The sequence below is a fragment of the Sulfitobacter aquimarinus genome (genome assembly GCF_040149565.1).
GTDB classification, from domain to species: domain Bacteria; phylum Pseudomonadota; class Alphaproteobacteria; order Rhodobacterales; family Rhodobacteraceae; genus Sulfitobacter; species Sulfitobacter aquimarinus.
In genome coordinates, this window is record NZ_JBEFLO010000006.1 from 39690 (window position 1) to 62601 (window position 22912).

Sequence of the window (22912 nt, forward strand, 5' to 3'; positions counted from 1 at the left end):
TGGGGGCGAACATGATGAAAGTACCCCAATGACCCAAGACCTCAAAAGCGCCGACATCCAGACCATCCAACGCATCCTGCCGCACCGCTATCCTTTCCTGCTGGTCGACAAAGTGGCCGAGATCGACGGCACGCAATCGTCGGTGGGTTACAAGAACGTCACCATGAACGAGCCGCATTTTCAGGGCCACTTTCCCGGCACGCCGATCATGCCCGGTGTCACCATTGTGGAGGCGATGGCGCAGACCGCAGGCGTGATGGTGGGCGTCGCGCTAGAGCAGATGGACAAGGAAATGCTGATCTATTTCATGTCCATTGATAAATGCAAATTCCGCCGCAAGGTGGTGCCGGGTGACGTGTTGCGCATGGATGTGAAAACTCTACGCGGCAAACCCGGTGGCAAAATCTGGAAATTCTCGGGCGTGGCCACCGTCGAGGGCGAAATGGCCGCCGAGGCCGAGTTTATGGCCATGCTCGACCTGCCACAGGACGCCTCGTAATGGCGATCCATTCCAGTGCCGTCATTGAGGACGGCGCACAGATTGATCCAAGCGCAACCGTCGGCCCGTTCTGCGTCGTCGGGCCGCAGGTCACGCTGGCCGCAAACGTCGAGCTGAAGTCGCATGTGGTGGTCACGGGCCAGACCTCTGTGGGCGAGGGGACGGTGATCTTTCCTTTTGCCGTGATCGGTGAAATCCCACAGGACCTCAAGTTCAAGGGCGAGGCAAGCCGCCTTGAGATCGGCAAACGCAACCGCATCCGCGAGCATGTGACGATGAACTGCGGCACCGAAGGTGGCGGTGGCGTGACCCGTGTGGGCGATGACGGGCTGTTTATGGCGGGCTGTCACATTGCCCATGATGCGATTGTTGGCAATGACGTGATTGTGGTGAACAATGCCGCCGTTGCGGGCCATTGCGTGATCGAGGATCAGGTGATTATCGGCGGGCTATCGGGCATCCACCAATGGGTGCGTGTCGGGCGCGGGGCGATCATCGGCGCGGTCACGATGGTGACCAATGATGTGATCCCTTACGGGCTTGTGCAGGCGCCGCGCGGGCATCTTGACGGGCTGAACCTTGTGGGGCTCAAACGTCGCGGCGTGGCACGCGGTGACATTACCGCGTTACGGGCCGCTTTCCAGATGCTGGCGCAGGGCGAGGGCACCTTCCACGACCGCGCCGAGCGGTTGGGCGCCGAAACGGAAAGCGATTACGTGCGCGAGATCGTTGATTTTGTTTTGGCGGACAGTGGCCGCCACTTCTTGACGCCGAAATGACGCTGGCGCTGATTGCAGGGCGCGGTGATCTGCCCGCACTGGTGGCTGAGGCGGCTGATGCTCCGCTGATCGTCGGCTATGAAGGCACGCCCGTCGCAGGGCTGACCGTTGATCTGACCTATCGGCTGGAAACGCTTGGCACCTTGTTGCTGGAATTGGGGCAGCGCGGCGTGACCCAAGTCTGCTTTGCCGGTGCGCTGGACCGTCCCGCGCTGGACCCAAGCAAGCTGGATGCCGAGACCGCGCCGCTGGTGCCGATGTTCATGCAAGCCTTGCAGCAGGGCGATGATGGCGCGCTGCGTGTGGTGCTGGACCTGTTTGAGAAGACAGGGTTCGAGGTTCTGGGCGCCCATGAGATCGCCCCCGATCTGCTTGCCAAAGGCGGTGTTTACGGCACTCATTGGCCTGACAAAAAAATACGCGATGATGCAACGACAGGGGCTGCAAAAATCCTCGAAATGTCGCCACAAGACATCGGGCAGGCTTGTGTTGTGCAGGCTGGCGATGTCCTTGCGATGGAGGACGCGGGCGGCACGGATGCGATGATCGGCAATCTGCGCAACGCCAAGGGCGCGATCCTGTTCAAAGGTCCCAAACAGGGCCAAAGCCGCAAGATCGACCTACCCACCATCGGCCCCGCGACGATCAGGGCGGCGGCAGCGGCAGGTCTGCGGGCAGTGGTCGTCGACGCGGGCGATGTGCTGGTCCTGCATGCGGCAGAGTGTACCGCGCTGGCCGATATGCACAACATTGTCTTTTGGGCACGCACCGGCGAATGACCCCGCTGCGCGTCTTTATCCTTGCCGGAGAGCCGTCTGGCGACAAGCTCGGCGGCGCATTGATGGCGGGCCTGAAGGCGCTGCGCCCTGATGTGAACTTTCAAGGCATCGGCGGGCCGCAAATGCAGGCCGAAGGGCTGGTGAGCCAGTTCGATATGTCCGAGCTGAGCGTGATGGGTCTGGCTGAGGTTTTGCCGAAATACCGCCACCTTAAACGCCGCATCGCGCAGACGGCTGACGCTGTGGTGGCGATGCAGCCTGATGTGCTGATCACCATCGACAGCCCTGATTTTTCGCTCCGCGTGGCCAAGCAGGTAAAGGCCCGCAGCCAAATCCGCACCGTGCATTACGTCGCCCCCACCGTTTGGGCGTGGCGTGCGGGGCGTGCGGCCAAAATGGCGCGTCACATTGATCAGGTGCTCGCGCTCCTCCCGTTCGAGCCGGCTTACATGCAGGCCGCTGGTATGCGCTGTGATTTTGTGGGTCATCCCGTGGTGGCCGAACCCGTGGCGACCCCGCAAGACGCGCAGAGCTTTCGTGAGGCGCATGGCTTGGTGAACAATCCCGTGGTGCTGGTCTTGCCGGGGTCGCGCCGATCCGAGGTGGCGCGGTTGGGGGAACGGTTCGGGCAGGCTGTCGCATTGATCAAAGAGCGCCACAAGGACGCGCAATTTGTCGTCCCCGCTGCCGCGCCTGTGGCTGAGACGGTGCTGGCGTTGACCCGCGATTGGCCCGACACCCATGTGCTTGACCCTACGGGCCGCGATCTGGGGGAGGCAATGGCGCAAAAACGCGCCGCGTTTCGCGCCGCTGACGTGGCGCTGGCGGCTTCTGGCACGGTTTCGCTGGAGCTGGCGGTGGCCGACACGCCGATGGTCATCGCCTATGACATGAATTTACTGAGCCGTCTGCTAATCAGCCGTATGCTGCTGGTTGATACGGTGACTTTGGTCAATCTGGTGTCGGAGACCCGCACGGTGCCCGAGTATATCGGCAAGGATTGCACACCGCAGGCCATCGCGCAGGGCGTGTCAGATGTGTTGGCAGACCCGCAGGCACAGCACGCTGCCATGGCGCTGACAATGCAGCGGTTGGGGCAGGGCGGTGAGGCCCCCGGCCTGCGCGCCGCCCGTGCCGTTCTGGACGGGCTTCAGCCGCGGTGAATCCAGCCGCCGCCAAAGATGCGGCTGCTGTCCGGATCGTAGAACACACAAGCCTGCCCGGGGCTGATCCCTTGCTCTGCCGCGACCAGTTCAACCGTGGCTGTCGTATCCGATAGCGGCCGCAGGATCGCCTCGGTCGGCGGGCGGGTCGAACGGACGCGCACGGCCACATGCCATTCCTCGCGGGAGGAGAACGGCGCATCGCCCAGCCAATTGATCTCTTGCACAGGCACATTGCGCGTGGCGAGCAGCTCTTTTCCGCCCACGACAACCTCGCGGCGGTCGGCATCCAGCCGCACCACATACAGCGGATCGGCAAGCCCGCCAATGCCAAGCCCGCGCCGCTGGCCGATGGTGTAATTGATCACGCCATCGTGGGCCGCCAGCACATTGCCTTCGGTATCCACAATGTTTCCGGGTGCCGCAGCTTCGGGCCGTAGCTTGCGGATAACGCTGGCATAATCGCCATCGGGGACAAAGCAGATGTCCTGACTGTCAGGCTTGTTCGCAACCACCAGCCCGTATTTCGCGGCCAGCGCCCGTGTCGCTTCCTTGGAGGGCAGATGCCCCAGCGGGAAGCGCAGGAAATCCAGTTGCTCGGGCGTGGTGGAGAACAGGAAATAGCTTTGGTCCTTGGCCGCGTCTGCTGCTGTGTGCAGCTCGGCCCCCTGCGGCCCCATCACGCGCTGGATGTAGTGGCCCGTGGCCATGCAGTCGGCCTCAAGATCTTTTGCCGTCTCCAGCAGGTCCTTGAACTTCACCCGCTCGTTACAGCGGATGCAGGGCACGGGCGTCGCCCCGCCCAGATAGCTGTCGGCGAATTCGTCGATCACCGCGTCCTTGAACACGTTTTCATAGTCGAGCACGTAATGGGGAAAGCCCATATCCTCGGCCACGCGGCGCGCATCATGGATGTCGATCCCCGCACAGCACGCGCCCTTTTTCGCCAGCGCCGCCCCGTGGTCATAAAGCTGCAAGGTGACGCCGACCACGTCGTAACCTTCCTCGGCCAGCATCGCGGCCACGACCGAACTGTCGACACCCCCCGACATCGCCACCACCACACGGGTGTCGGCGGGCGCTTTTGCAAAGCCCAATGAATTGAGCGGGGGATTTTGGTCCAATGCCATGACGGGCCTCGATGCTGTGTGGGTGCTTTGTTGTGGAATATAGGAAAATGCAAACTACTCACAAGGGGCGGCTTCATCTGTCTTTAAGGGAAAGGGACAATGTTGTCCGAAAGTAGAGTTGGTGTAGTCAAATGTATCTAAGAAAAGTCGATGGCCCGCGTGCTGTGACCCTGGCAGACGGGACCGTAATGACCATGGCCGATTTGCCGCCCACCCGCACGCGGCGTTGGGTTGCGTCGCGCAAGGCGGCTGTGGTGCGCGGGGTTGTCTATGGTTTGATCAGCAAAGAAGACGCGCTCGAACGCTACAGCCTGAGTGATGACGAATTTATCGAATGGGTGCGCGCCGTTTCAACCCACGGTGAGGCGGCCCTAAAAGCCACGATGGTACAGAAATACCGACAACTTTAACGTGTTAATGTATCTTTGGCCTCAATATTTACGGGTGATTAACCTTTATTGCGCAGAGTTAACGCCATAGACTGAATTTGTAATGGCGGAGATGACCATAAAATGCGCGTTTTGCTTGTCGAAGATGATCCCACAACCTCCAAAAGCATCGAGCTGATGCTGACCCACGCGAACCTGAACGTTTACGCGACGGATCTGGGAGAGGAGGGGATCGATCTGGCCAAGCTGTATGATTATGACATCATCCTCCTTGATCTTGATCTGCCGGATATGAATGGCCACGAGGTGCTGCGCCAGCTGCGCCTAAGCCGGATCGAGACGCCGATTTTGATCCTGTCGGGCGCTGACGATACCGAAAGCAAAATCCGCGGTTTCGGCTTTGGCGCGGACGATTATCTGACCAAACCTTTCCACCGCGAAGAACTGGTCGCCCGTATTCACGCCATCATCCGACGCTCCAAAGGACACTCTCAGTCCGTTATCGACACTGGCCTCGTCTCCGTCAATCTGGACGCCAAGACCGTCAGTGTCAAAAACAAGCCCGTGCATCTGACCGGCAAAGAATACCAGATGCTGGAACTGCTCAGCCTGCGCAAGGGCACCACTTTGACCAAGGAGATGTTCCTCAACCATCTGTATGGCGGCATGGATGAGCCGGAGCTGAAGATCATCGACGTGTTCATTTGCAAGCTGCGCAAAAAGCTGGGCAACGCCACGGGCGGCGAAAATTATATCGAAACGGTCTGGGGGCGTGGGTATGTGCTGCGCGATCCCGAACCTGGTGAAATGGATCTCGCCGCGAGCGCCTGAGTTCGCGGCAATATGTGAAATGCGCTAGACCTGCCTATGGTCGCGGCCTATCTACTCAAGGGTAGGCGGCAACACCAAAGGCAGGTTTTTGTGACTCAAACGACTGAAAGCGCTGAATTGGATGTGAAAAATCTGACGCGGCAGCAGGCATCGGCTGAACTGGCCGATCTGGCGGATCGGCTGTCGCAGGCGAATGCGGCCTATCACACGGATGATGCGCCTGTCATTGATGACGCCGAATATGACCGTTTGAAACGCCGCAATGCCGCGATTGAGGATGCTTTTCCCGAGCTCAAACGCAGCGATAGCCCAAGTGATCAGGTGGGCGCGCCCGTGGCCTCGGGGTTCGGAAAGATCAGCCACAGTGTTGCGATGCTATCCTTGGCTAATGCGTTTGAAGATGCGGATGTGGCCGAGTTTGATACCTCTATCCGCAAATACCTTGGCCTCGCGGCTGACGCGCCATTGGCCTACACCGCAGAGCCGAAGATTGACGGGCTCTCTCTGTCGCTGCGCTATGAAAACGGAGTGCTGGTGCAGGCGGCCACGCGGGGCGACGGGGCCGTGGGGGAAAACGTCACTGCCAATGCCCGCACCATCTCTGACATTCCCCAAACCCTGACCAATGCCCCCGAGGTGTTGGAGGTGCGCGGCGAAGTCTACATGAGCCACGACGACTTCGCCGCCCTGAACGAAGCTCAGCAGGCCCGTGGCGGCAAGCTGTTCGCCAACCCGCGCAATGCCGCCGCGGGATCGCTACGCCAGCTTGACGCAGAGATCACCCGCGCGCGGCCCCTGCGCTTTTTCGCCTATGCGTGGGGCAGCCTGTCGGCGCCTTTGGACAGCACCCAAATGGGCGCGATCGAGGCGCTTGGCCGCTTCGGTTTTTCGATCAATCCGCTCACCGCGCTGTGTGACGGGCCTGACGCGATGATCGCCCATTATCGCAAAATCGAATCACAACGCCCTGATTTAGGCTATGACATCGATGGCGTCGTCTATAAAGTTAACAACCTTGAGTTGCAAAAACGCCTTGGGTTTCGCTCAACCACTCCCCGTTGGGCCACCGCGCATAAGTTTCCTGCGGAACTTGCCTGGACCACGCTGGAGGGCATCGACATTCAGGTCGGGCGCACAGGTGCGCTCAGCCCTGTGGCGCGGCTTAGCCCTGTAACGGTGGGCGGTGTCGTCGTCTCGAATGCGACCCTGCATAATGAGGATTACATCACCGGCCTCGATAGCAAAGGCACCGAAATTCGCGGCGGCAAGGACATTCGTGTGGGTGATCTGGTGCAGGTCTACCGCGCGGGCGATGTGATCCCGAAGATCGCCGATGTGGACATCTCGAAACGCGGCGACGACAGCGTGCCATTCGTCTTTCCGGACACATGCCCGCGCTGCAACAGTGCGGCGGTGCGTGAGCCGGGCGATGCCGTGCGCCGCTGCACGGGCGGTCTGATCTGCCCTGCGCAGGCGGTGGAAAAGCTCAAGCATTTCGTTTCTCGCGGGGCGTTTGACATCGACGGGCTAGGCGCAAAACAGGTCGAGCAGTTCTATGCCGACGGCTGGATCGCGGAGCCTGCGGATATTTTCACCCTGCAAGACCGCTACGGCAGCGGCCTGCAACAGCTCAAGAACCGCGAGGGCTGGGGCGAGAAGTCGGCCGCGGGCCTTTTTGCCGCGATCGAGGACAAGCGTACGATCCCGCTGGACCGTCTGCTCTTTGGCCTTGGCATCCGCCATGTGGGTGATGCCGCGTCGAGCATGATCGCCTTGCACTACGGCACATGGGAGGCGCTGGCCCGTGGGGTGGACGCTGCTCGCGAGCAGAGCGGCGAGGCGTGGGACGATCTGCTGGCCATCGACGGCATGGGTGCTGTCATGGCGGGCTCGTTCGTCGGGGCATTCGCGCAAAAGGCCGAGCGTGCCTCGATCGACCGTTTGGTGGCGCAGCTGGATGTGCAAGAGGTCAAGCGCGCCGATACCTCAGGCTCTCCCGTGGCGGGCAAAACCGTGGTCTTCACCGGCACGTTGGAAAAGATGACCCGCGCCGAGGCCAAGGCGCGGGCCGAGCGGTTGGGCGCCAAAGTCTCGGGCTCGGTCAGTGCCAAGACCGACATCCTGATCGCGGGACCCGGCGCAGGGTCCAAGGCCAAGAAGGCCGCAGAATTGGAGATTACAACGCTGGACGAAGATGGCTGGCTCGCCCTGATTGAAGGGTTATGAGCACGCGGCCCGAACCCCTGTTCCCGCTGTTTGCGGGGTTGGAAACGCTGACGGGTGTTGGCCCCAAAACGGCGCAGCATTTTGCGGCGCTTGGTGTGATCGCGCCGCGTGATCTGCTGTTTACGCTGCCGCAATCGGGCATTGACCGACAGCTGCTGGAAACGGTGGCGGGCGCGCATTTCCCCACCACGCTGACGGTGGCCGTAACGGTCGGCAAACACACGCCCGCCCGCACCAAAGGCGGCGCGTATCGCATCCATGTCGAGGACGCTCAGACGTCCTTCCAACTCGTCTTTTTTCATGCCCGTGGCGATTTCTGGCAACGCAGCTTGCCCGAAGGCAGCCGCCGCATCGTCTCGGGGCGGGTAGAGCTGTTCGACAGCATCCCGCAAATGGTTCACCCCGATTTCATGGTGCCAGAGTCAGAGGCCGACACGATCCCCGCGTTTGAGCCGGTCTATCCGCTGACCCACGGGGTCACGCAAAAGCTGATGTATAAGGCGACGCGGGGGGCGCTGGCGCTGATCCCGCAGATGGATGAATGGATCGACCCAAGCCAGCTGGCCAAGGAAGACTGGCCCGATTTCACCACCGCCACCCAGACCGCCCATGCGCCGCAATCCTTGCGCGACATCGCCGCCAGCGCGCCCGCCCGCGCACGGCTGGCCTATGACGAACTGCTGGCCCATCAGATCACACTGGCCCTTGCCCGTCAGGTCGAGCGGCGCAAGAAAGGCCGCGCCGCTCATGCCACGGGCGTGTTGCAAGCCAACGTACTCAAAAGCCTGCCGTATAAACCGACGGGTGCCCAGAGCCGCGCCATCGCCGAGATTACCGCCGACATGGCCACCGATCAGCGCATGAACCGCCTGTTGCAAGGCGACGTGGGCGCGGGCAAAACGCTGGTCGCTTTCATGGCGCTGCTGGCCGCGGTTGAGGCCGGCGGGCAGGGCGTGCTCATGGCCCCGACCGAGATCCTTGCGCGGCAGCATCTTCAGGGCCTGCGTCCCTTGGCCGAAAGCGCGGGTGTCGTGCTGGAAATCCTGACGGGCCGCGACAAAGGGGCTGAGCGTGCCGCGAAGCTTGCCGCGTTGGAGCGGGGGGACATCCACGTTCTGGTTGGCACCCACGCGGTATTTCAGGAAAGTGTGGTCTTCCACGATCTGCGCCTTGCCGTGGTGGATGAACAGCACCGTTTCGGCGTGCGCCAGCGGTTGGAACTGGGGCGCAAGGGCCGTCAGGCAGACGTGCTGGTGATGACCGCCACGCCGATTCCGCGCAGCCTCGCTTTGGCACAATACGGCGACATGGACGTCAGCGTGCTGGACGAAAAACCCCCCGGGCGCAAACCGATCCAGACCGTGCTGATCAGCACCGACCGCTACGACCAAGTCATCGACCGCCTGCGTGCTGCCATCGCCGACGGGCGGCAGTGTTATTGGGTCTGCCCACTTGTTGAGGAAAGCGAGGTCAGCGATCTGACCGCCGCTGAGGAGCGATTCAAACGTCTGCGCGCTGCCTTGGGCGAGGGTGTCGTGGGCCTTGTCCACGGGCAGATGCCACCGGCGGAGAAGGACGCAGGCATGCTGGCCTTTCAGCGTGGTGAGACGAAGCTGCTGGTGGCCACAACGGTGATCGAGGTGGGCGTGGATGTGCCCAATGCGTCGATCATGGTGATCGAGCGGGCCGAGAGTTTCGGTCTGGCGCAGTTGCACCAGCTGCGCGGTCGCGTGGGGCGTGGGTCGGCAGCGTCGAGCTGTTTGTTGATGTATCAAAACCCGCTGACCCAGACAGGGCGGCAACGTCTCGAGGTTTTGCGCGAGACCGAGGACGGCTTTGTCATTGCAGAGACCGATTTAAAGATGCGCGGCACCGGCGATCTGATCGGCACGGCGCAGTCGGGCGTACCGCGTTTCAAAGTGGCTGATCTGGAAAAGCAGGCTGCGTTGATGGCCGTGGCACAATCGGATGCGCGTGCGTTGCTGAATACTGACCCAGAATTAACCAGCACGCGCGGGCAGGCGGCACGGCTGCTGCTGTGGCTTATGCGTCAGGACGAGGCGATCCGTTTGATTTCAGTGGGTTAGTCGTATCTGTTCCAAAAAGTTCACAAATGTTCTTAAAAAGTTCTTTACTTTGGTTAATGAAAATGAGAACAAAGGTGCAACAAAGACGGAGAGAGACATGACCTTCTACCAAACAATCAAAGCCATCGCAGCACGGTCCCAGGACACGCTGGCGTATGACGCAGCAGGCGCTGCCGCGTTGATTGTCATGCTGGTAGCAGGCTTGCATTTCCCCGCTTTTGTCTGATTTTCTGCCTGCGCTCTCGTGCCAGGGTCGGTTTACCGCTGCATTTGTCCCAATTTTGCGCAGCGGTGTGATGTTACGTTCTGCCTGTCCATAACATCTGATGGGGGTGCCTTTCCCCAACCGTACCTCTGGGTCCCACACGGGTAACGCTGTTCCTTGCGCCGCCATCCTGTCCCGGATGTGCGGCGTTTTTTTTATGCGTTGGTGCGGGCTGTGGCCATCGCCTCGGCCAAAGCCTCGATACACAGCAGGATCGAGGCGTGGCGGTTCTTGTACTCTACCGCAGGGGTCAGCACTTCGAACCCGTCAAAGGGCGCATCGGGCACGCCGCCTTTGCCTTTCAGCATCGCCTTTAATTGGTCACGTCCTGTTTCGACCACGTCCAAAGGCGCGCCAACCGCTGCCTCTGCCGTGATCGCCGCCGCCGCCTGACCCAAAGCGCAGGCTTTGACGTCTTGGCCCATCGCGGCCAGAACGCCGTCTTTCACCGACACATCCACCGTCACACTCGACCCGCACAGGGGCGAGCGACGGTTTACCGTGGCGTCCGGTGCCTCCAGCCGCGCCAGATGCGGGATGTCGGCGGCCAGCGCAAGGATGCGGGCGGAATAGAGCTTGATCAGGTCTTGGTCGTTGGACATGGCGTTTCCTTTGTCTGCCCTTTACATAAGCCGATGAGACGCAGATGCAAAAACAAATAGGGGGGCCGCTATGTCCTTTGATCCAACCAGCCTGAAATACAATGACGCGGGCCTGATCCCCGCCATTGCGCAAGACAACGCCACAGGCGAAGTGCTGATGATGGCGTGGATGAATGCCGAAAGCTTGATGCGCACGCTTGAGACGGGGCAGGTGACCTATTGGAGCCGTTCGCGGCAAGAGTTCTGGGCCAAGGGCGCGACCTCGGGGCATGTGCAAACGCTGCGCGAGATGCGGGTGGATTGCGACCGCGATTGCATTCTGATGCAGGTCGATCAGGTTGGCGCTGCGTGCCACACAGGGCGGCGCAGTTGCTTTTTCACAGGCGTGAGCGCCGAGGGCGAGGCAGACCTCGGCTAAAGCCCGACCATGGCGCGGATGTCTGATGGCGAAGCGCCTTCGCGGCGGTACAGGGAAATGGCACGCGCATCGTCGCGTTTTGCCAGCCGTTTGCCGCCGTCGTCGCGGATTAGGGCGTGGTGGTGGTATGTCGGGGTAGAGAGGCCAAGAAGCCTTTGAAGTATAACGTGAATCTTTGTAGCCTCGAACAGATCTGCGCCGCGCACCACATGGCTGACACCTTGGGCCGCGTCATCAAGAACCACCGACAGATGGTATGACGTGCCCATGTCACGGCGTGCCAGAACCACATCACCGATGTGCGCAACCGCCGCTTGCGCGGGAAATTCGATCAGGCCTGTCTCACCGTTCGGGCCCATGCCCGTTTCGGTGAACGAAAACACACCGCCGCCAATGCGCGGCGTGGCGGTGGTTGTGGCGGCATAGTTCATAGACAGGCGCAAAGCGGCATTTTCAGGCAAGGGGTTTACCCCCGAGCTGCGGCCATTGGTCCGACAGGTTCCCGGATAGACAAGCCCGTCAGGACCGATCAGCGGGGCACCCCCTTCTTGTGGGGCGGAGGCCGCCTCGGCGATGTCACGGCGCGAGCAGGTGCAGGCGAAAAGGGCATCTGTGTTCCACAGGTCATGCAGCGCGGTTTTGTAGGATGACAGCCTGTCAGACTGGCGCATCACGGGGTCATCCCACGTGATCCCGAGCCAGCGCAGATCTTCGTATATCTGCGCCTCCCATTCGGGGCGGGCACGCGATTGGTCGATGTCTTCGATCCGCAGCAGGAAAGTGCCGTTTGCCGCCTGTGCCATGTCATAGGCCAGCAGCGCGGAATAGGCGTGGCCCAGATGCAGCGGGCCAGTCGGGGATGGGGCAAATCGAGTGGTAAAGCTCAAGCTTTTTCAACCACGTAGACGGTGCTTTCGATCTCTTTGGTGGGGAAATGGGGGCCGTGTTCGCTAAAAAGCAGACGCGCTGCCCCGCAATCGAGCCATTCGTTCAGGCGCCCCGTATTGGTCGGATCGGCCAGCGTTGCATCATCGAACGAAAACACCAGCTTGCCGCCGCTTGGCAGCGCATGCAGCAGCAGATCGAGGGTCGAAATCGGGGCGCCGCCCTCACCAATCACCCCCACGGCTGCGATCACCGCATAGGTCTCGTCGGGGGAGGTATCGGGCTCGATCTGTTCGATGCTGCGGTAGATGCCTTTGGCGCGGGCCTGTGCGATCATCGTGGGCGACAGGTCCACCCCGTCGATCACTTTGAACCCTGCGCGTTTGAAGGCAAGGCCCGCCAGCCCCGTGCCACAGCCAAAATCCAGCAACGCCACGTTGCGATCTTCGACACAGTCGGCCAAAGCCTCTGCACAGCGGGCAGGGGTGGCGTAGCCGTTCGCGGTTACTTCAGCCTCGTAAGAAGCGGCCCAATCGTCATACATCGCGCGGGTTCCGTCGGCGTCACGCGCATCGTATGCAGTGTCTATACAGCTGTTATTCATAGGCGTAGTTTACGGTCGTTAACCTTCTTGTCCAGCGTTTAGCCACGCCTGCCAATCGGTTTTGGCGCGGTCTGTATAGGCTTTGTAGCGGTCCTTGCGGCCACGGCGGCCGGATTTCAGGCCCTCAACCGGCGGGAAGAGGCCAAAGTTCACGTTCATGGGCTGGAACGTCTTGGCCTCGGCTCCGCCCGAGATATGGGTGATCAACGCGCCGGTGGCCGTGGTGGCGGGGGGCGTGTCCAGCGTCTCTCCCTTGATCTGCGCAGCTGCCAAGCGGCCCGCAAGCAGGCCCATCGCGGCGCTCTCGACATAGCCTTCGACGCCGGTGATCTGTCCGGCAAAGCGGATATGCGGCTGTGATTTCAGCTGCATCTGACCATCCAGCAGCGTAGGAGAGTTCAGGAACGTGTTGCGGTGGATCCCGCCCAATCGCGCAAAGCTGGCGTTCTCAAGGCCCGGAATGCGTTTGAATACCTCGGCTTGCGCGCCGTACTTCATCTTTGTCTGGAAGCCTACGATGTTATAGAGCGTGCCCAGCTTGTTGTCGCGGCGCAGCTGCACCACGGCATAGGGCTTTACCTCGGGCTGGTGCGGGTTGGTCAGGCCGACAGGCTTCATCGGGCCAAAGCGCAGGGTCTCGCGGCCACGCTCGGCCATCACTTCGATGGGCAGGCAGCCGTCGAAGTAGCCCGCTGTCTCACCTTCGTGGAACTCGGTCTTATCGGCCTCGGCCAGCGCGTCGATGAAGGCGTAATACTGGCCCTCGTCCATCGGGCAGTTGAGGTAGGCCGTGCGCTCTTCCTCTGTCTCGCCCTTGTCATAGCGCGATTGCATCCACGCTTTGCTCATGTCGATGCTGTCGTGATAGACGATCGGCGCGATCGCGTCGAAAAAGGCCAAGGCTTCGGCGCCCGTTTCCGCCGCAATCGCAGCACCCAGATCGGAGGAGGTGAGCGGCCCTGTGGCGATGATCCAATGGCCTTCGGTGGGCAGGGACTTGATCTCGCCGTATTCCACGCTGATGTTTTCATGTGCCATCAGCGCGTCGGTGACGGATTGCGCGAACGGGTCGCGGTCCACCGCCAAGGCACCGCCCGCAGGCAGGCGGTGTTTCTCGGCGGTTTGCATGATTAGCCCGCCCGCCTGACGCATTTCCCAATGCAGCAGCCCCACGGCGTTTTGTTCACTATCGTCCGAGCGGAAGGAGTTGGAGCAGACCATCTCGCCCAATAGCCCCGTTTGGTGGGCGAAGGTTTCGACCTTGGGACGCATTTCGTGAATGACCACCTTGATGCCAAGGTTTGCGGCCTGCCAGGCGGCCTCTGATCCGGCCATGCCGCCGCCGATGATGTGCAATGTGTTATCCATGACAGCGCAGATAAGCGAGACAGCGCGGCGGTGCAACAGGGGGCGCCCTGCGTCAAATGCGCAATGTGCCGTATGGCCAGGACTGTCGGGGGGGGTTTGGGGTCGCCGCTGCGGGGAGAAGGGGGGATCAGATGAGAGCCTGATCTGGAGGGATCTTCCGCCGGCGGCGACCCAAAAGGGCACGCTTTGTGCTATGACTTATTTGTGCCTTATTGCTGCCCGATTTGCGAGATGTAACTTCGCAACACAGCGGTGCCAAATCCGCAACAATGGGAACGGACAAAAAAATTCCCCCACTGCCGGGCAGTGAGGGTTAACTTTTTATTGATGTTTTGAGCGGTTAGGAGGGCGGCAGCACCAGATCCATCTCTAACCCCGAAGGCACAGAGGCCGGCACGCCAAGGCCACGTTCGATCACGCCTTCATCGGTCAACGCCCCCAGAAATGACATGATCTTGGCAATCTCGTCTTCTTCCATCTTGATGATGCTGATCTCGATCGCTTCGGCGATGCGCATGACTTCGTCAAAGTCATCCATGGCCTTCCAGTCGTCCGCGCCGTCGATGTCGCTGGGCAAGAGGGCTGCGTTGCGGTCGTATTGGGCAAGGCCCTGCACCGCGTTCAGATGGTGACGGACGATATCTTCGAGATTGGAGTAGGCGCCGTTATGCCCGTAGGGGGCCGATTGCGTCACGTTGCGCAGGGTCGGCGTGCGGAAACGGTACATATCGTCCGCCTCGCCCGAGACCATGCCAAGGCCCGTGTCGGCGTAATCCAACTTGCCGGGGCCGAACTGGGGCAGGCCGATTGCATGAAAATCATGATCGGTCTGAAAGGTGCCCGTGTGGCAGGTCGAACACCGCGCTTTGCCGTAAAACAGGTCCATCCCTGCCAGCTCTTGCGCGGTCATCGCGTCGGTATCGCCTGCAAGGTAGCGGTCAAACGGGCTTTGATCGGCGCGGAATTCCGAGCCGATGAAGGCGGACAAGGCCGTGCCGATGTCGGTGATGTGGATGTCCGAGGTGCCAAGGGATTTGAACCGCTCGCGGTATTCGGTGATAGCTTGCACGCGGCGGGCCAGCAAATCCCATGCGCCATCGGGGCCCATGATGCGTTCCTCGGCGACAGCGTCGGCAATCTCGTTCTCACCAGGGTGGCCTGCCATTTCGGCGGGCGAGAGGATCGGCAAAATGTTTTGCGCTGCCAAGGGCGAGGCGACAGGACGTTCCAGCGTGCGCCCTTCGGGCATACGAATGCCAAACATGGCGTGGCGGTCTTTGGCGGTGCGGCCATCATGGAACATGACGGTGAACTCTTTGGCCCCGAGGTTGAACAGTGCGGGCGCATTGCGCGGGATGCGGTCCTGCGGGCGGTTGCCTGCATCCGCCTTGCGGTCGGCCCCAAGGCCAAGCCCGCCTTCGCCAATCGACAGCGACATCGCGTCAGAGGTGCCGAGGCTGGGGTGGTGACAGGTCGCGCAAGCGATGTTCTTGTTGCCCGACAGGATCGGATCAAAGAACAGATCACGTCCCAGTTCGATCATGTCGGGGGGGAAGGCGTGGTAATCTTTATCGCTGGCGGGTTGGGGCAGCGGGCCTGCCTGCGTTGTCGTTGCAAAGAGTGCCGCAACCAAGCCAAGTTTCAGCGCACGCCCTGTTATATTCAACATTACACTACTCCTCACGGTTTTGTGAGGTCTATGTGAATTGCGGCGAAATTGCGACAAATGCTTTGGAAAAACACCGTGCTGGTTTGGGAAACAGTCAGTGTTTCCAATCGGGTGCGCGTTTTTCGATGAAGGCTTGCATCCCTTCGGCGGTGTCCGCGTTTGCAAGGTTTTCCACCATTGCCGCCCCCGTATGGGCATAGGCGGCGGCTGTATCCAGCGCCAGTTGCTCGTAAAAGGCGCGTTTGCCGATTTTGACTGCCGCGCCCAGTTTGGCCGCAATCTGATCGGCAAGGGCAGCCGTATGTGCGGCCAGATCCTCGGCGGGGACGGCGCGGTTAATCAGGCCCAGCTCTTCGGCGCGGTCGGCTTCGATGAAGTCGCCTGTGGTCAGCATCTCGAACGCCTTTTTCGGCGCGATATTACGGCTGAGCGCGACCATCGGGGTCGAGCAAAAGAGCCCGATGTTCACGCCATTGACACCAAAGCGCGTGCCATGCCCCGCCACAGCCATGTCGCAGGTCGCTACCAATTGACAGCCTGCGGCAGTGGCGATCCCGTGGACTTGGGCAATCACGGGCTGCGGCATGGACTGGATGCGCATCATCACATCGGTGCAGCGGGCAAACAGATCGGCAAATGCCGCTGCTCCTGCGTCCGTGTTCTGGCGCATCGCCTGCATCTGGCGCAGATCGTGGCCCGCGCAGAACGCTTTGCCCGCGCCCGAGATGGTAATCACGCGGCAGGTCGGATCCTTGGCCAGCTTGTCCAGCGTCTTTTGCAGCGCGGCCAGCATCTCGTCGCTCAGCGCATTCAGCCGCTCGGGGCTGTTCATCATGATATGCGTGACCGCGTCCCGTTGCGTAATTTCCAAAATTGCCATCTTGCGCCCTTCCTTTGTTGCGGCAACTCTGGTGCAAAGCGGAGGAGAGAACAAGTATGGCCAAGGCCGAATTGCAGATGAACGCCGACCAGTTGAACGTCTTTATGCGTGAGGTGTTCCAGCAGGTTGCGGATGATTTCAACGTGGAAGAGGTCAAGCCGAACGAAGTCACCATGCGCCTGCGCGTAACGGAAAAGCACCTGCGCCCCGGTGGCACGGTATCAGGGCCGTCGATGTTCGGGTTGGCGGATGTTGCGGCCTATGTGGCGACATTGGCAATGATCGGGCCAAAGGCGCTGGCCGTCACCACCAATTGCTCGCTTGATTTTATGCGCAAGCCGCAGGCGGATGCGGATTTGATCGCGACGGCACGGCTGTTGAAGCTGGGTCGCCAGCTTTCGGTCAGCCATGTGCTGGTCTATTCCGAAGGGATGGCCGATCCTGTCGCACAGGCCACCATGACCTATGCCATTCCCCCTGCGAAAATGGGCTAGGGGTACAATTCGGTCGCGCTAGGCGATTGTATCAAAAAAGGGCAGGGGTGAACCCTGCCCAAGTGAAGAGGTCTGGCGTCCGCCACGGGGATGTCACGCCCGCCAGAACACCTTTTGCGCCTCGGCGCGAGCCGCGTCAGGTGTCAGTCCCACGTCATCCAACTGCCACGCATCAAGTTGCTCCAGATGCAGGCGCGTGCGGCGGCGGGCTCCCCATTTCGTCACGCAGGCTGCAAACTTGACGCTGACCACTGCCAGCAGCGGCAAGCTGCGGGATGAGTTCAGGACCGCGAGGGCGTCGTTTGTCAGGATCGCTGCGTGTGTCATGGGAAAATCTCCTATGATTAAATTGTATTGACACAATATGGCATGATTGCCATACAATATGGGTACAATGCGATTGTACTGAACGCTAGGGAAACATTGTAATGGATACAATTTGGGTGCCGACCCTCGATCCGCAGGTTAAACCGAAATACCGCGCCGTGGTGCAAGCTGTGCGTGACGGCATCGCATCGGGTGATCTGGGCGAGGGGGACAAGCTGCCCCCGGTGCGCGAACTTGGCTGGCGGTTGGAGATGACACCCGGCACCGTGGCGCGGGCCTTTACCATTCTCACCGATGAAGGCGTTTTGCGGGCCGAGGTCGGGCGCGGGACCTTCGTGGCCTCGCCCAAGGTCGAGCCGCCACTGAACCTGAGCGAGATGGACGTTGTTCCGCACAAGACGGGCGGGGATATGTTCGACGTGAATCTGTTCTCGCCGCATCTGCCCAATGGCGGGCAGAGCCAGTTGATACGCTCTTTGCTGGCACAGGTCGCCGCCGATCCGCCTTCGGGGATGATGCACTATCCCTCGCGGCGGGGCGCGACAGCGGCGCGGGCGGCGATGTGCCATTGGCTGCGCGACACGCTGATCGGGCCGCTGGACGAGAGCGATATCGTCCTGTCGCACGGGGGGCAGAACGCGATCATGCTGGTGATGCAGGCCGTGTTGCGCGGGCGCAGGCCCGTCGTTTTCGTCGAGGAGCTTTGCTATCCCGGGTTCCGCCGCGTGGCGGATGCGCTGCGTGCCGAGGTGGTGCCGGTGGCCATGGACGCCCACGGGATTTGCCCCGACGCCCTTGCCGCCGCAGCCGAGCGTCACCCCGAAGGCCAGATCATCTGCACCTCTGCCGAGGTCCACAGCCCGACCTGCGGGTTTACGCCGCTTGAACGCCGCCAAGAGATTGTCGAGGTCGCCCGCCGCTTTGATCTGCAAATTCTGGAGGATGATTGTTACCGTCTGGGGGCCGCGCAGGCACCCGGCTACCGACAGCTTGCGCCCGAGCGGGGGTGGTACATCACCTCGCTCAGTAAATCCATCACGCCCGCCTTGCGGTTGGGCTGTGCAATTGGCCCGCGGGCGCATACGGCCGAGCTGCACCGCGCGGCAGAGCACGGGTTCTTCGGGCTGGCCACTCCGATCACCGATCTGGCCGCCGCCTTGCTGGTCCATCCGCAGCTGGACGCGATCATGGCGCGCACCCGCAGTGAAGTGGGCGATTACGTCAAAGCGGCGGTGAACGCTTTGGGGGCGTATGATCTGCACTGGCGCGAGGATGTACCTCTTTTATGGCTGAACCTGCCGCAGGGCTGGCGGGCAAATGCATTTTGCCGCGCCGCCGAAGCGCGGGGCGTGCGGGTCCGCGCCGCCGAGGAATTCGCCGCCCGCCAAGCGCAATCGCCCCACGCCGTGCGCATGGCGATCAACGCGGGCGTCAGTTTGCGCAGTTTCGAGGCCGCGATGGCGCGTCTGCGCGACTTGCTGGACAATCCCACGGAGGAGATCGGGGTTTAGGCGAAAAGGGCGGCCGCGACTCGGGCTTGGCGTGGGGTAATATGATACCTTATTTGTAAGGTGTTGTTTTTGAATGCCATATTGGGGTTTGGTGTTCTTGACGTGGGCGCGGGGGCCTATATAAGCAGCCCATCACAACGGGGCATCCGCCCTTCCTCACCACTAACGGGATTACCGTACATGAAAACCTTTTCAGCAACACCGGCTGACATCGACAAGAAATGGATCATCATTGATGCCGAAGGCATCGTGCTGGGCCGTCTTGCCTCGATCATTGCCATGCGTTTGCGCGGCAAGCACAAGCCATCCTTCACCCCTCACATGGATTGCGGCGACAACGTCATCGTAATCAATGCCGAGAAAATCCAGATGACCGGCAAAAAGCGGGACGAAAAGTTCTACTGGCACACCGGCCACCCCGGCGGCATCAAAGAACGCACAAAAGAACAGATCCTCGAGGGTGCACACCCCGAGCGTATCGTGACACTGGCCGTCAAGCGTATGCTGCCCGGCAACCGTCTGAGCCGCCAGATCATGACCAACCTGCGCGTCTATGCCGGTGGTGAGCATCCTCATGAGGCCCAAGCGCCTGAAGTTCTGGATGTTGCATCCATGAACAAGAAAAACACACGGAGCGCATGAGCATGTCTGACGAAATCAACACACTCGAAGATCTCGCATCTGTTGCAGGCGTAGAAGCCACACCAGAAGTCGAGCTGACCCCCCGTGAGCCCGTCAAAGACGAATTCGGCCGCTCCTATGCCACAGGCAAACGTAAAGATGCGGTCGCCCGCGTCTGGATCAAGCCCGGCTCCGGCAAGGTCGTCGTAAACGGCAAGCCACAGAACGAATATTTTGCACGCCCCGTGCTGCAAATGATCCTTCAGCAGCCCTTCACCATCACCGGCACCGATGGCCAGTTTGACGTCTACGCGACAGTCAAAGGCGGCGGTTTGTCCGGTCAGGCTGGTGCGGTAAAGCACGGTGTCTCCAAGGCGCTGCAACTGTTTGATCCTTCCATGCGCGGCGCGCTGAAAGCGGCAGGCTTCCTGACCCGTGACAGCCGTGTGGTCGAGCGTAAGAAATACGGTAAGGCCAAAGCGCGTAAGAGCTTCCAGTTCTCCAAGCGTTAAGTTTTACGATATTTTGGAAATGGCCGCGCCGCTCTGGTGCGGCCTTTTTCGTTTAGGGGGGCATTTCTTTAATGGCTCATCCGCATAAGGTTATTCATTCGGTCAACCTGCATGGTGATAACATCTGTGTGGATGTGTTCCAGCGCGCAGATGGCAGCTTTGGCTTTGATGAATTCCGCCGCGATGCCGAGGACGGGCGGGGGTGGTTCTCCATCGGGCACCATGGTGCGCAACGCTACGCTACCCACGGTGAGGCTGTGCAGGCGGCGATACGCCACGTCGGATGGTTTGACGGGGTCTAGGGGCTTTTTTCATCGGGGGGGAGTGCCTATGTTGACCTCAACCAAGGAAAGCAGCCCATGAAGTATTCAATCCTCGATCTATGCCCCGTGCCCGAGGGCAGCACCGCCGCTGACGCCATGCGCAATACCGCCGATCTGGCGCAGCATGTCGAGGCCTTGGGCTTTCACCGCTACTGGATGGCCGAGCATCACAACATGCCGGGCATCGCCTCGGCGGCGACCTCCGTGCTGCTGGGGCATGTGGCGGGCAAGACTTCGACCATTCGCGTGGGCGCGGGCGGGATCATGCTGCCCAACCACGCGCCGCTGACGATTGCAGAGCAGTTCGGCACGCTTGCTACGCTTTATGGCGACCGCATTGATCTGGGGCTGGGTCGTGCGCCCGGTGGCGACCATGCGGTCTGGCACGCCCTGCGGCGCGGCCGCACGGGAGAGGATAACTTTCCTGCGGAAGTGGCTGAATTGATGGGATATTTGGGGGATGCGGATCCGCAAGCTGCCGTTCAGGCGCACCCCGGTCAAGGCACGCATGTGCCGCTGTGGATTTTGGGATCATCGCTCTATGGTGCGCAGCTGGCGGCGCATTTCGGGCTGCCCTATGCCTTTGCCTCGCATTTCGCGCCCGACGCGTTGGAGGATGCGGCCTATATCTACCGTCGTGATTTCAAACCATCGGGCACGCTGGCCAAGCCGCAGTTCATGTTGGCCATCAATGTGATCGCCGCCGAGACGGACGCACAGGCGCATTATCTGCGGACCTCGGTCCAGCAGGCATTTGCACGGCTGCGCAGTGGCACGCCTGGTAAACTGCCCGCGCCGGTAGAGGACATCGACGCGACGATCGGCCTTGGCCTGCGTCAGGGGGTGGATCAGGCTTTGCGCATCTCTGCCGTCGGCGGGCCGGAAACGGTGCGCCGCCAACTGGCAGAGCTCATTGCGAAATACCAACCGGACGAAGTCATCCTGACAGGGCAAATCCATGATCCTGCCGCGCGAAAGCGCTCCTTTTCCATCGCGGCAGAGGCGATGGCGGATGTGGTGTTGGAAGACGCATAAGCCTAGTCGTCAGGCGCGATCAGCCCCAGCCCGCGCAAGTAAATCCCGATGCCCGTTTCCAGCAAATCCTCGGGCGGGAAGGGCGATGCACGACCGGGAGAGTTGCGGGCGAACAGCTCAACCACGCCGTGGCTCATCGCCCAGATATGGGCGCTGAACATCGAGGCGGGCGGGCGTTTGTCTTCGGGGATGTGCTGGCTAAGGTCCGTTGCGGCCTTCTCCAACACCGCGTTGGCGCGATTGACCACCGATGCAAGCGCGGCGGTGCGGTTGATCTGGATGCCGCTTTCGAACATCGCGATGTAATGGCCGGGGTATTTGCGCGCAAAAGCCAGATAGGCACGGCCCGTGGCCTCGAACGCTTGCAGCGCCGAGGGCTGGCCGCTTTCATAGGCGAATTGCATTAACTCCCCAAAGATTTCATAGCCTTGCAGGGCGGCCTCGGCGATCAGATCCTCGCGGCCCTCGAAATGGCGATAAACAGCGGCAGGGGTCACGCCCGCCTGCTTTGCAGCCTCGGACAGGGTGAACCCCGTGGGGCCTTTGGACTCGATCAACTGCAAGGCAGCATCGACCAGCGCCTGGCGCAGGTTGCCGTGGTGATAGCCGCGTTTAGGCATCCCAGATGTCTGGCCCGCCCAGCACCGCAGTATCAATCGCGCCAATCGCGTCTGCGTCTTTGTGGGTATAGTCGAACCTGTGCAGCACATGGCGGATCGCGTTCAGTCGCGCGCGGCGTTTATCGTCCGAGCGGACGATGGTCCAAGGTGCGTGATCCGTATGGCTGCGCGTCAGCGTGTCCTGAATAGCGGCGGTATATTCGTCCCACAGGTGCAGGCCTTTGACGTCGATGCCTGACAGTTTCCATTGTTTGAGCGGATCACTCTCGCGTTTGAGCATACGGCGCAATTGCTCGGCGCGGCCAACGTTGAGCCAGAATTTGAACAGATGCACCCCGTCCTCGACGAGCATTCTCTCGAAGGGTTGCACTTGGGTAAAGAACCGGGCGTTCTGCGCAGGCGTGCAAAAGCCGAAGACAGGTTCGACCACGCCGCGGTTATACCACGAGCGGTCAAAGAAGATCATGTCACCCGCGGCAGGCAGGTGTTTGATATAGCGTTGAAAATACCATTGCGACATCTCTGTATCGCTGGGTTTGCTGAGCGCAATAACACGCGCCGCACGCGGGTTCAGGTTCATGCGGAAGCGCCCGATGGTGCCACCTTTGCCTGCGGCATCGCGGCCTTCAAAAACCATAGCGATGCGGGTGCCTGTCTCGCGCACCCATGCTTGCAGCTTGACCAGCTCGATCTGAAGGGCGGCCATCTCACGCTCGTATTTCTTGCGGCTTAGGCGGGTATCATGGGGGTAGGCAGGCGACAGGATGTCGTCCTTATCCGCCGATTTGATCGCCTCGCGGACCGCGTCTGGCGCGTCGTTTTTGTAAAAGGCGCTGATTGCACCGTCAAAGGGTAGGTCCATCACGGGCCTCCTGTCAGAAGTTCTGTGTATTAT

General features: G+C 61.0%; 26 protein-coding genes. 16 read left to right on the forward strand and 10 right to left on the reverse strand.

The annotated features are described in order from the left end of the window. Nucleotides 1–28: 28 nt before the first annotated feature. Genes fabZ through lpxB form a run of 4 tightly spaced genes read left to right on the forward strand, consistent with a single transcriptional unit; the run spans nucleotide 29 to nucleotide 3220 of the window. Nucleotides 29–499, forward strand: a complete 471-nt coding sequence (fabZ, locus tag ABMC88_RS12255; protein WP_349577184.1) for a 3-hydroxyacyl-ACP dehydratase FabZ — start codon at nucleotides 29–31, stop codon at nucleotides 497–499. Further along, complete coding sequence (gene lpxA / locus ABMC88_RS12260) at nucleotides 499–1278, forward strand: acyl-ACP--UDP-N-acetylglucosamine O-acyltransferase (RefSeq protein ID WP_349577185.1); 780 nt, start codon at nucleotides 499–501, stop codon at nucleotides 1276–1278. The genes fabZ and lpxA overlap by 1 nt, the downstream gene beginning before the upstream one ends. Then, on the forward strand, nucleotides 1275–2057 hold the full coding sequence (locus tag ABMC88_RS12265) for an LpxI family protein (protein WP_349577186.1): 783 nt from the start codon (nucleotides 1275–1277) through the stop codon (nucleotides 2055–2057). Before lpxA ends, ABMC88_RS12265 begins: the two co-directional genes overlap by 4 nt. Then, nucleotides 2054–3220: a lipid-A-disaccharide synthase gene (gene lpxB, locus ABMC88_RS12270; protein ID WP_349577187.1), complete on the forward strand. Its 1167-nt coding sequence runs from the start codon at nucleotides 2054–2056 to the stop codon at nucleotides 3218–3220. Before ABMC88_RS12265 ends, lpxB begins: the two co-directional genes overlap by 4 nt. On the opposite strand, the gene mnmA is transcribed toward lpxB, so the two are convergent. Then, a complete protein-coding gene (mnmA, locus tag ABMC88_RS12275) occupies nucleotides 3208–4350 on the reverse strand; it encodes a tRNA 2-thiouridine(34) synthase MnmA (protein ID WP_349577188.1) in 1143 nt (380 codons plus the stop codon). The genes lpxB and mnmA overlap by 13 nt on opposite strands. A gap of 131 nt (nucleotides 4351–4481) precedes the next feature. Here mnmA and sciP point away from each other — a divergent pair, with 131 nt between their 5' ends. The 5 genes from sciP (at nucleotide 4482) to ABMC88_RS12300 (ending at nucleotide 10109) form a co-directional block, all read left to right on the forward strand. Next, on the forward strand, nucleotides 4482–4760 hold the full coding sequence (gene sciP, locus ABMC88_RS12280; protein WP_349577189.1) for a CtrA inhibitor SciP: 279 nt from the start codon (nucleotides 4482–4484) through the stop codon (nucleotides 4758–4760). A gap of 102 nt (nucleotides 4761–4862) precedes the next feature. Then, the gene (gene ctrA, locus ABMC88_RS12285; protein WP_349577190.1) at nucleotides 4863–5570 is read left to right on the forward strand and encodes a response regulator transcription factor CtrA; all 708 of its coding nucleotides are present in this window, start codon (nucleotides 4863–4865) and stop codon (nucleotides 5568–5570) included. 90 nt (nucleotides 5571–5660) lie between these two features. Beyond that, nucleotides 5661–7796 (forward strand): NAD-dependent DNA ligase LigA, encoded by a 2136-nt coding sequence (gene ligA / locus ABMC88_RS12290; protein ID WP_349577191.1) that lies wholly within the window; start codon nucleotides 5661–5663, stop codon nucleotides 7794–7796. Continuing rightward, nucleotides 7793–9883 (forward strand): ATP-dependent DNA helicase RecG, encoded by a 2091-nt coding sequence (gene recG, locus ABMC88_RS12295; RefSeq protein WP_349577192.1) that lies wholly within the window; start codon nucleotides 7793–7795, stop codon nucleotides 9881–9883. Before ligA ends, recG begins: the two co-directional genes overlap by 4 nt. Nucleotides 9884–9980: 97 nt before the next feature. After that, nucleotides 9981–10109 carry a hypothetical protein gene (locus ABMC88_RS12300; protein WP_349577193.1) on the forward strand — a complete coding sequence of 43 codons (129 nt, stop codon included), beginning with the start codon at nucleotides 9981–9983 and terminating at the stop codon, nucleotides 10107–10109. A gap of 194 nt (nucleotides 10110–10303) precedes the next feature. On the opposite strand, the gene ABMC88_RS12305 is transcribed toward ABMC88_RS12300, so the two are convergent. Next, a complete protein-coding gene (locus tag ABMC88_RS12305; RefSeq protein ID WP_349577194.1) occupies nucleotides 10304–10750 on the reverse strand; it encodes an iron-sulfur cluster assembly scaffold protein in 447 nt (148 codons plus the stop codon). Nucleotides 10751–10820: 70 nt separating this feature from the next. Between ABMC88_RS12305 and hisI the strand changes: the two genes are divergently transcribed. Continuing rightward, on the forward strand, nucleotides 10821–11168 hold the full coding sequence (gene hisI, locus ABMC88_RS12310; RefSeq protein ID WP_349577195.1) for a phosphoribosyl-AMP cyclohydrolase: 348 nt from the start codon (nucleotides 10821–10823) through the stop codon (nucleotides 11166–11168). Here hisI and gluQRS read toward each other — a convergent pair. The 5 genes from gluQRS to ABMC88_RS12335 all read right to left on the reverse strand — a co-directional run bounded on the left by gluQRS (nucleotide 11165) and on the right by ABMC88_RS12335 (nucleotide 16628). Beyond that, nucleotides 11165–12055, reverse strand: coding sequence for a tRNA glutamyl-Q(34) synthetase GluQRS (gluQRS, locus tag ABMC88_RS12315; RefSeq protein WP_349577196.1), 891 nt, complete (start codon nucleotides 12053–12055; stop codon nucleotides 11165–11167). The genes hisI and gluQRS overlap by 4 nt on opposite strands. Further along, nucleotides 12052–12597: a class I SAM-dependent DNA methyltransferase gene (locus ABMC88_RS12320; RefSeq protein WP_349577197.1), complete on the reverse strand. Its 546-nt coding sequence runs from the start codon at nucleotides 12595–12597 to the stop codon at nucleotides 12052–12054. The genes gluQRS and ABMC88_RS12320 overlap by 4 nt, the downstream gene beginning before the upstream one ends. 78 nt (nucleotides 12598–12675) lie before the next feature. After that, a complete protein-coding gene (gene trmFO / locus ABMC88_RS12325; RefSeq protein ID WP_349577198.1) occupies nucleotides 12676–14025 on the reverse strand; it encodes a methylenetetrahydrofolate--tRNA-(uracil(54)-C(5))-methyltransferase (FADH(2)-oxidizing) TrmFO in 1350 nt (449 codons plus the stop codon). A 340-nt stretch (nucleotides 14026–14365) separates the two neighbouring features. Beyond that, complete coding sequence (locus ABMC88_RS12330) at nucleotides 14366–15694, reverse strand: cytochrome-c peroxidase (protein WP_349577199.1); 1329 nt, start codon at nucleotides 15692–15694, stop codon at nucleotides 14366–14368. A 94-nt stretch (nucleotides 15695–15788) separates the two neighbouring features. Then, complete coding sequence (locus tag ABMC88_RS12335) at nucleotides 15789–16628, reverse strand: enoyl-CoA hydratase (protein WP_349577200.1); 840 nt, start codon at nucleotides 16626–16628, stop codon at nucleotides 15789–15791. Nucleotides 16629–16630: 2 nt separating this feature from the next. Here ABMC88_RS12335 and ABMC88_RS12340 point away from each other — a divergent pair, with 2 nt between their 5' ends. Further along, nucleotides 16631–17068 (forward strand): PaaI family thioesterase, encoded by a 438-nt coding sequence (locus ABMC88_RS12340; RefSeq protein WP_349577201.1) that lies wholly within the window; start codon nucleotides 16631–16633, stop codon nucleotides 17066–17068. Nucleotides 17069–17161: 93 nt separating this feature from the next. On the opposite strand, the gene ABMC88_RS12345 is transcribed toward ABMC88_RS12340, so the two are convergent. Continuing rightward, the gene (locus tag ABMC88_RS12345; protein ID WP_349577202.1) at nucleotides 17162–17395 is read right to left on the reverse strand and encodes a DUF1127 domain-containing protein; all 234 of its coding nucleotides are present in this window, start codon (nucleotides 17393–17395) and stop codon (nucleotides 17162–17164) included. Nucleotides 17396–17496: 101 nt separating this feature from the next. Here ABMC88_RS12345 and ABMC88_RS12350 point away from each other — a divergent pair, with 101 nt between their 5' ends. The 5 genes from ABMC88_RS12350 (at nucleotide 17497) to ABMC88_RS12370 (ending at nucleotide 21397) form a co-directional block, all read left to right on the forward strand. Beyond that, entirely contained in the window at nucleotides 17497–18906 is a 1410-nt protein-coding gene (locus ABMC88_RS12350; protein ID WP_349577203.1) for an aminotransferase-like domain-containing protein, read from the forward strand. 180 nt (nucleotides 18907–19086) lie between these two features. Next, nucleotides 19087–19548, forward strand: a complete 462-nt coding sequence (gene rplM / locus ABMC88_RS12355) for a 50S ribosomal protein L13 (RefSeq protein ID WP_349577204.1) — start codon at nucleotides 19087–19089, stop codon at nucleotides 19546–19548. A gap of 2 nt (nucleotides 19549–19550) precedes the next feature. Next, nucleotides 19551–20039 carry a 30S ribosomal protein S9 gene (gene rpsI / locus ABMC88_RS12360; RefSeq protein ID WP_349577205.1) on the forward strand — a complete coding sequence of 163 codons (489 nt, stop codon included), beginning with the start codon at nucleotides 19551–19553 and terminating at the stop codon, nucleotides 20037–20039. 71 nt (nucleotides 20040–20110) lie between these two features. Continuing rightward, nucleotides 20111–20341: a hypothetical protein gene (locus ABMC88_RS12365; protein ID WP_349577206.1), complete on the forward strand. Its 231-nt coding sequence runs from the start codon at nucleotides 20111–20113 to the stop codon at nucleotides 20339–20341. A gap of 57 nt (nucleotides 20342–20398) precedes the next feature. Next, nucleotides 20399–21397 (forward strand): LLM class flavin-dependent oxidoreductase, encoded by a 999-nt coding sequence (locus tag ABMC88_RS12370; RefSeq protein ID WP_349577207.1) that lies wholly within the window; start codon nucleotides 20399–20401, stop codon nucleotides 21395–21397. A 2-nt stretch (nucleotides 21398–21399) separates the two neighbouring features. Here the strand turns inward: ABMC88_RS12370 and ABMC88_RS12375 are convergent, their stop codons facing one another. Beyond that, nucleotides 21400–22017 (reverse strand): TetR/AcrR family transcriptional regulator, encoded by a 618-nt coding sequence (locus tag ABMC88_RS12375; RefSeq protein ID WP_349577208.1) that lies wholly within the window; start codon nucleotides 22015–22017, stop codon nucleotides 21400–21402. Beyond that, nucleotides 22010–22879, reverse strand: a complete 870-nt coding sequence (ppk2, locus tag ABMC88_RS12380; protein ID WP_349577209.1) for a polyphosphate kinase 2 — start codon at nucleotides 22877–22879, stop codon at nucleotides 22010–22012. Before ppk2 ends, ABMC88_RS12375 begins: the two co-directional genes overlap by 8 nt. Nucleotides 22880–22912 lie beyond the last annotated feature (33 nt).

What these genes read in the sequence shown, in the direction of transcription:
- fabZ (WP_349577184.1), top strand. Translation starts at nt 29, where the DNA reads ATGACCCAAGACCTCAAAAGCGCCGACATCCAGACCATCCAACGCATC.
- lpxA (WP_349577185.1), top strand. Translation starts at nt 499, where the DNA reads ATGGCGATCCATTCCAGTGCCGTCATTGAGGACGGCGCACAGATTGAT.
- ABMC88_RS12265 (WP_349577186.1), top strand. Translation starts at nt 1,275, where the DNA reads ATGACGCTGGCGCTGATTGCAGGGCGCGGTGATCTGCCCGCACTGGTG.
- lpxB (WP_349577187.1), top strand. Translation starts at nt 2,054, where the DNA reads ATGACCCCGCTGCGCGTCTTTATCCTTGCCGGAGAGCCGTCTGGCGAC.
- mnmA (WP_349577188.1), bottom strand. Translation starts at nt 4,350, where the DNA reads ATGGCATTGGACCAAAATCCCCCGCTCAATTCATTGGGCTTTGCAAAA.
- sciP (WP_349577189.1), top strand. Translation starts at nt 4,482, where the DNA reads ATGTATCTAAGAAAAGTCGATGGCCCGCGTGCTGTGACCCTGGCAGAC.
- ctrA (WP_349577190.1), top strand. Translation starts at nt 4,863, where the DNA reads ATGCGCGTTTTGCTTGTCGAAGATGATCCCACAACCTCCAAAAGCATC.
- recG (WP_349577192.1), top strand. Translation starts at nt 7,793, where the DNA reads ATGAGCACGCGGCCCGAACCCCTGTTCCCGCTGTTTGCGGGGTTGGAA.
- ABMC88_RS12300 (WP_349577193.1), top strand. Translation starts at nt 9,981, where the DNA reads ATGACCTTCTACCAAACAATCAAAGCCATCGCAGCACGGTCCCAGGAC.
- ABMC88_RS12305 (WP_349577194.1), bottom strand. Translation starts at nt 10,750, where the DNA reads ATGTCCAACGACCAAGACCTGATCAAGCTCTATTCCGCCCGCATCCTT.
- hisI (WP_349577195.1), top strand. Translation starts at nt 10,821, where the DNA reads ATGTCCTTTGATCCAACCAGCCTGAAATACAATGACGCGGGCCTGATC.
- ABMC88_RS12320 (WP_349577197.1), bottom strand. Translation starts at nt 12,597, where the DNA reads ATGTATGACGATTGGGCCGCTTCTTACGAGGCTGAAGTAACCGCGAAC.
- trmFO (WP_349577198.1), bottom strand. Translation starts at nt 14,025, where the DNA reads ATGGATAACACATTGCACATCATCGGCGGCGGCATGGCCGGATCAGAG.
- ABMC88_RS12330 (WP_349577199.1), bottom strand. Translation starts at nt 15,694, where the DNA reads ATGTTGAATATAACAGGGCGTGCGCTGAAACTTGGCTTGGTTGCGGCA.
- ABMC88_RS12340 (WP_349577201.1), top strand. Translation starts at nt 16,631, where the DNA reads ATGGCCAAGGCCGAATTGCAGATGAACGCCGACCAGTTGAACGTCTTT.
- ABMC88_RS12345 (WP_349577202.1), bottom strand. Translation starts at nt 17,395, where the DNA reads ATGACACACGCAGCGATCCTGACAAACGACGCCCTCGCGGTCCTGAAC.
- ABMC88_RS12350 (WP_349577203.1), top strand. Translation starts at nt 17,497, where the DNA reads ATGGATACAATTTGGGTGCCGACCCTCGATCCGCAGGTTAAACCGAAA.
- rplM (WP_349577204.1), top strand. Translation starts at nt 19,087, where the DNA reads ATGAAAACCTTTTCAGCAACACCGGCTGACATCGACAAGAAATGGATC.
- rpsI (WP_349577205.1), top strand. Translation starts at nt 19,551, where the DNA reads ATGTCTGACGAAATCAACACACTCGAAGATCTCGCATCTGTTGCAGGC.
- ABMC88_RS12365 (WP_349577206.1), top strand. Translation starts at nt 20,111, where the DNA reads ATGGCTCATCCGCATAAGGTTATTCATTCGGTCAACCTGCATGGTGAT.
- ABMC88_RS12370 (WP_349577207.1), top strand. Translation starts at nt 20,399, where the DNA reads ATGAAGTATTCAATCCTCGATCTATGCCCCGTGCCCGAGGGCAGCACC.
- ABMC88_RS12375 (WP_349577208.1), bottom strand. Translation starts at nt 22,017, where the DNA reads ATGCCTAAACGCGGCTATCACCACGGCAACCTGCGCCAGGCGCTGGTC.
- ppk2 (WP_349577209.1), bottom strand. Translation starts at nt 22,879, where the DNA reads ATGGACCTACCCTTTGACGGTGCAATCAGCGCCTTTTACAAAAACGAC.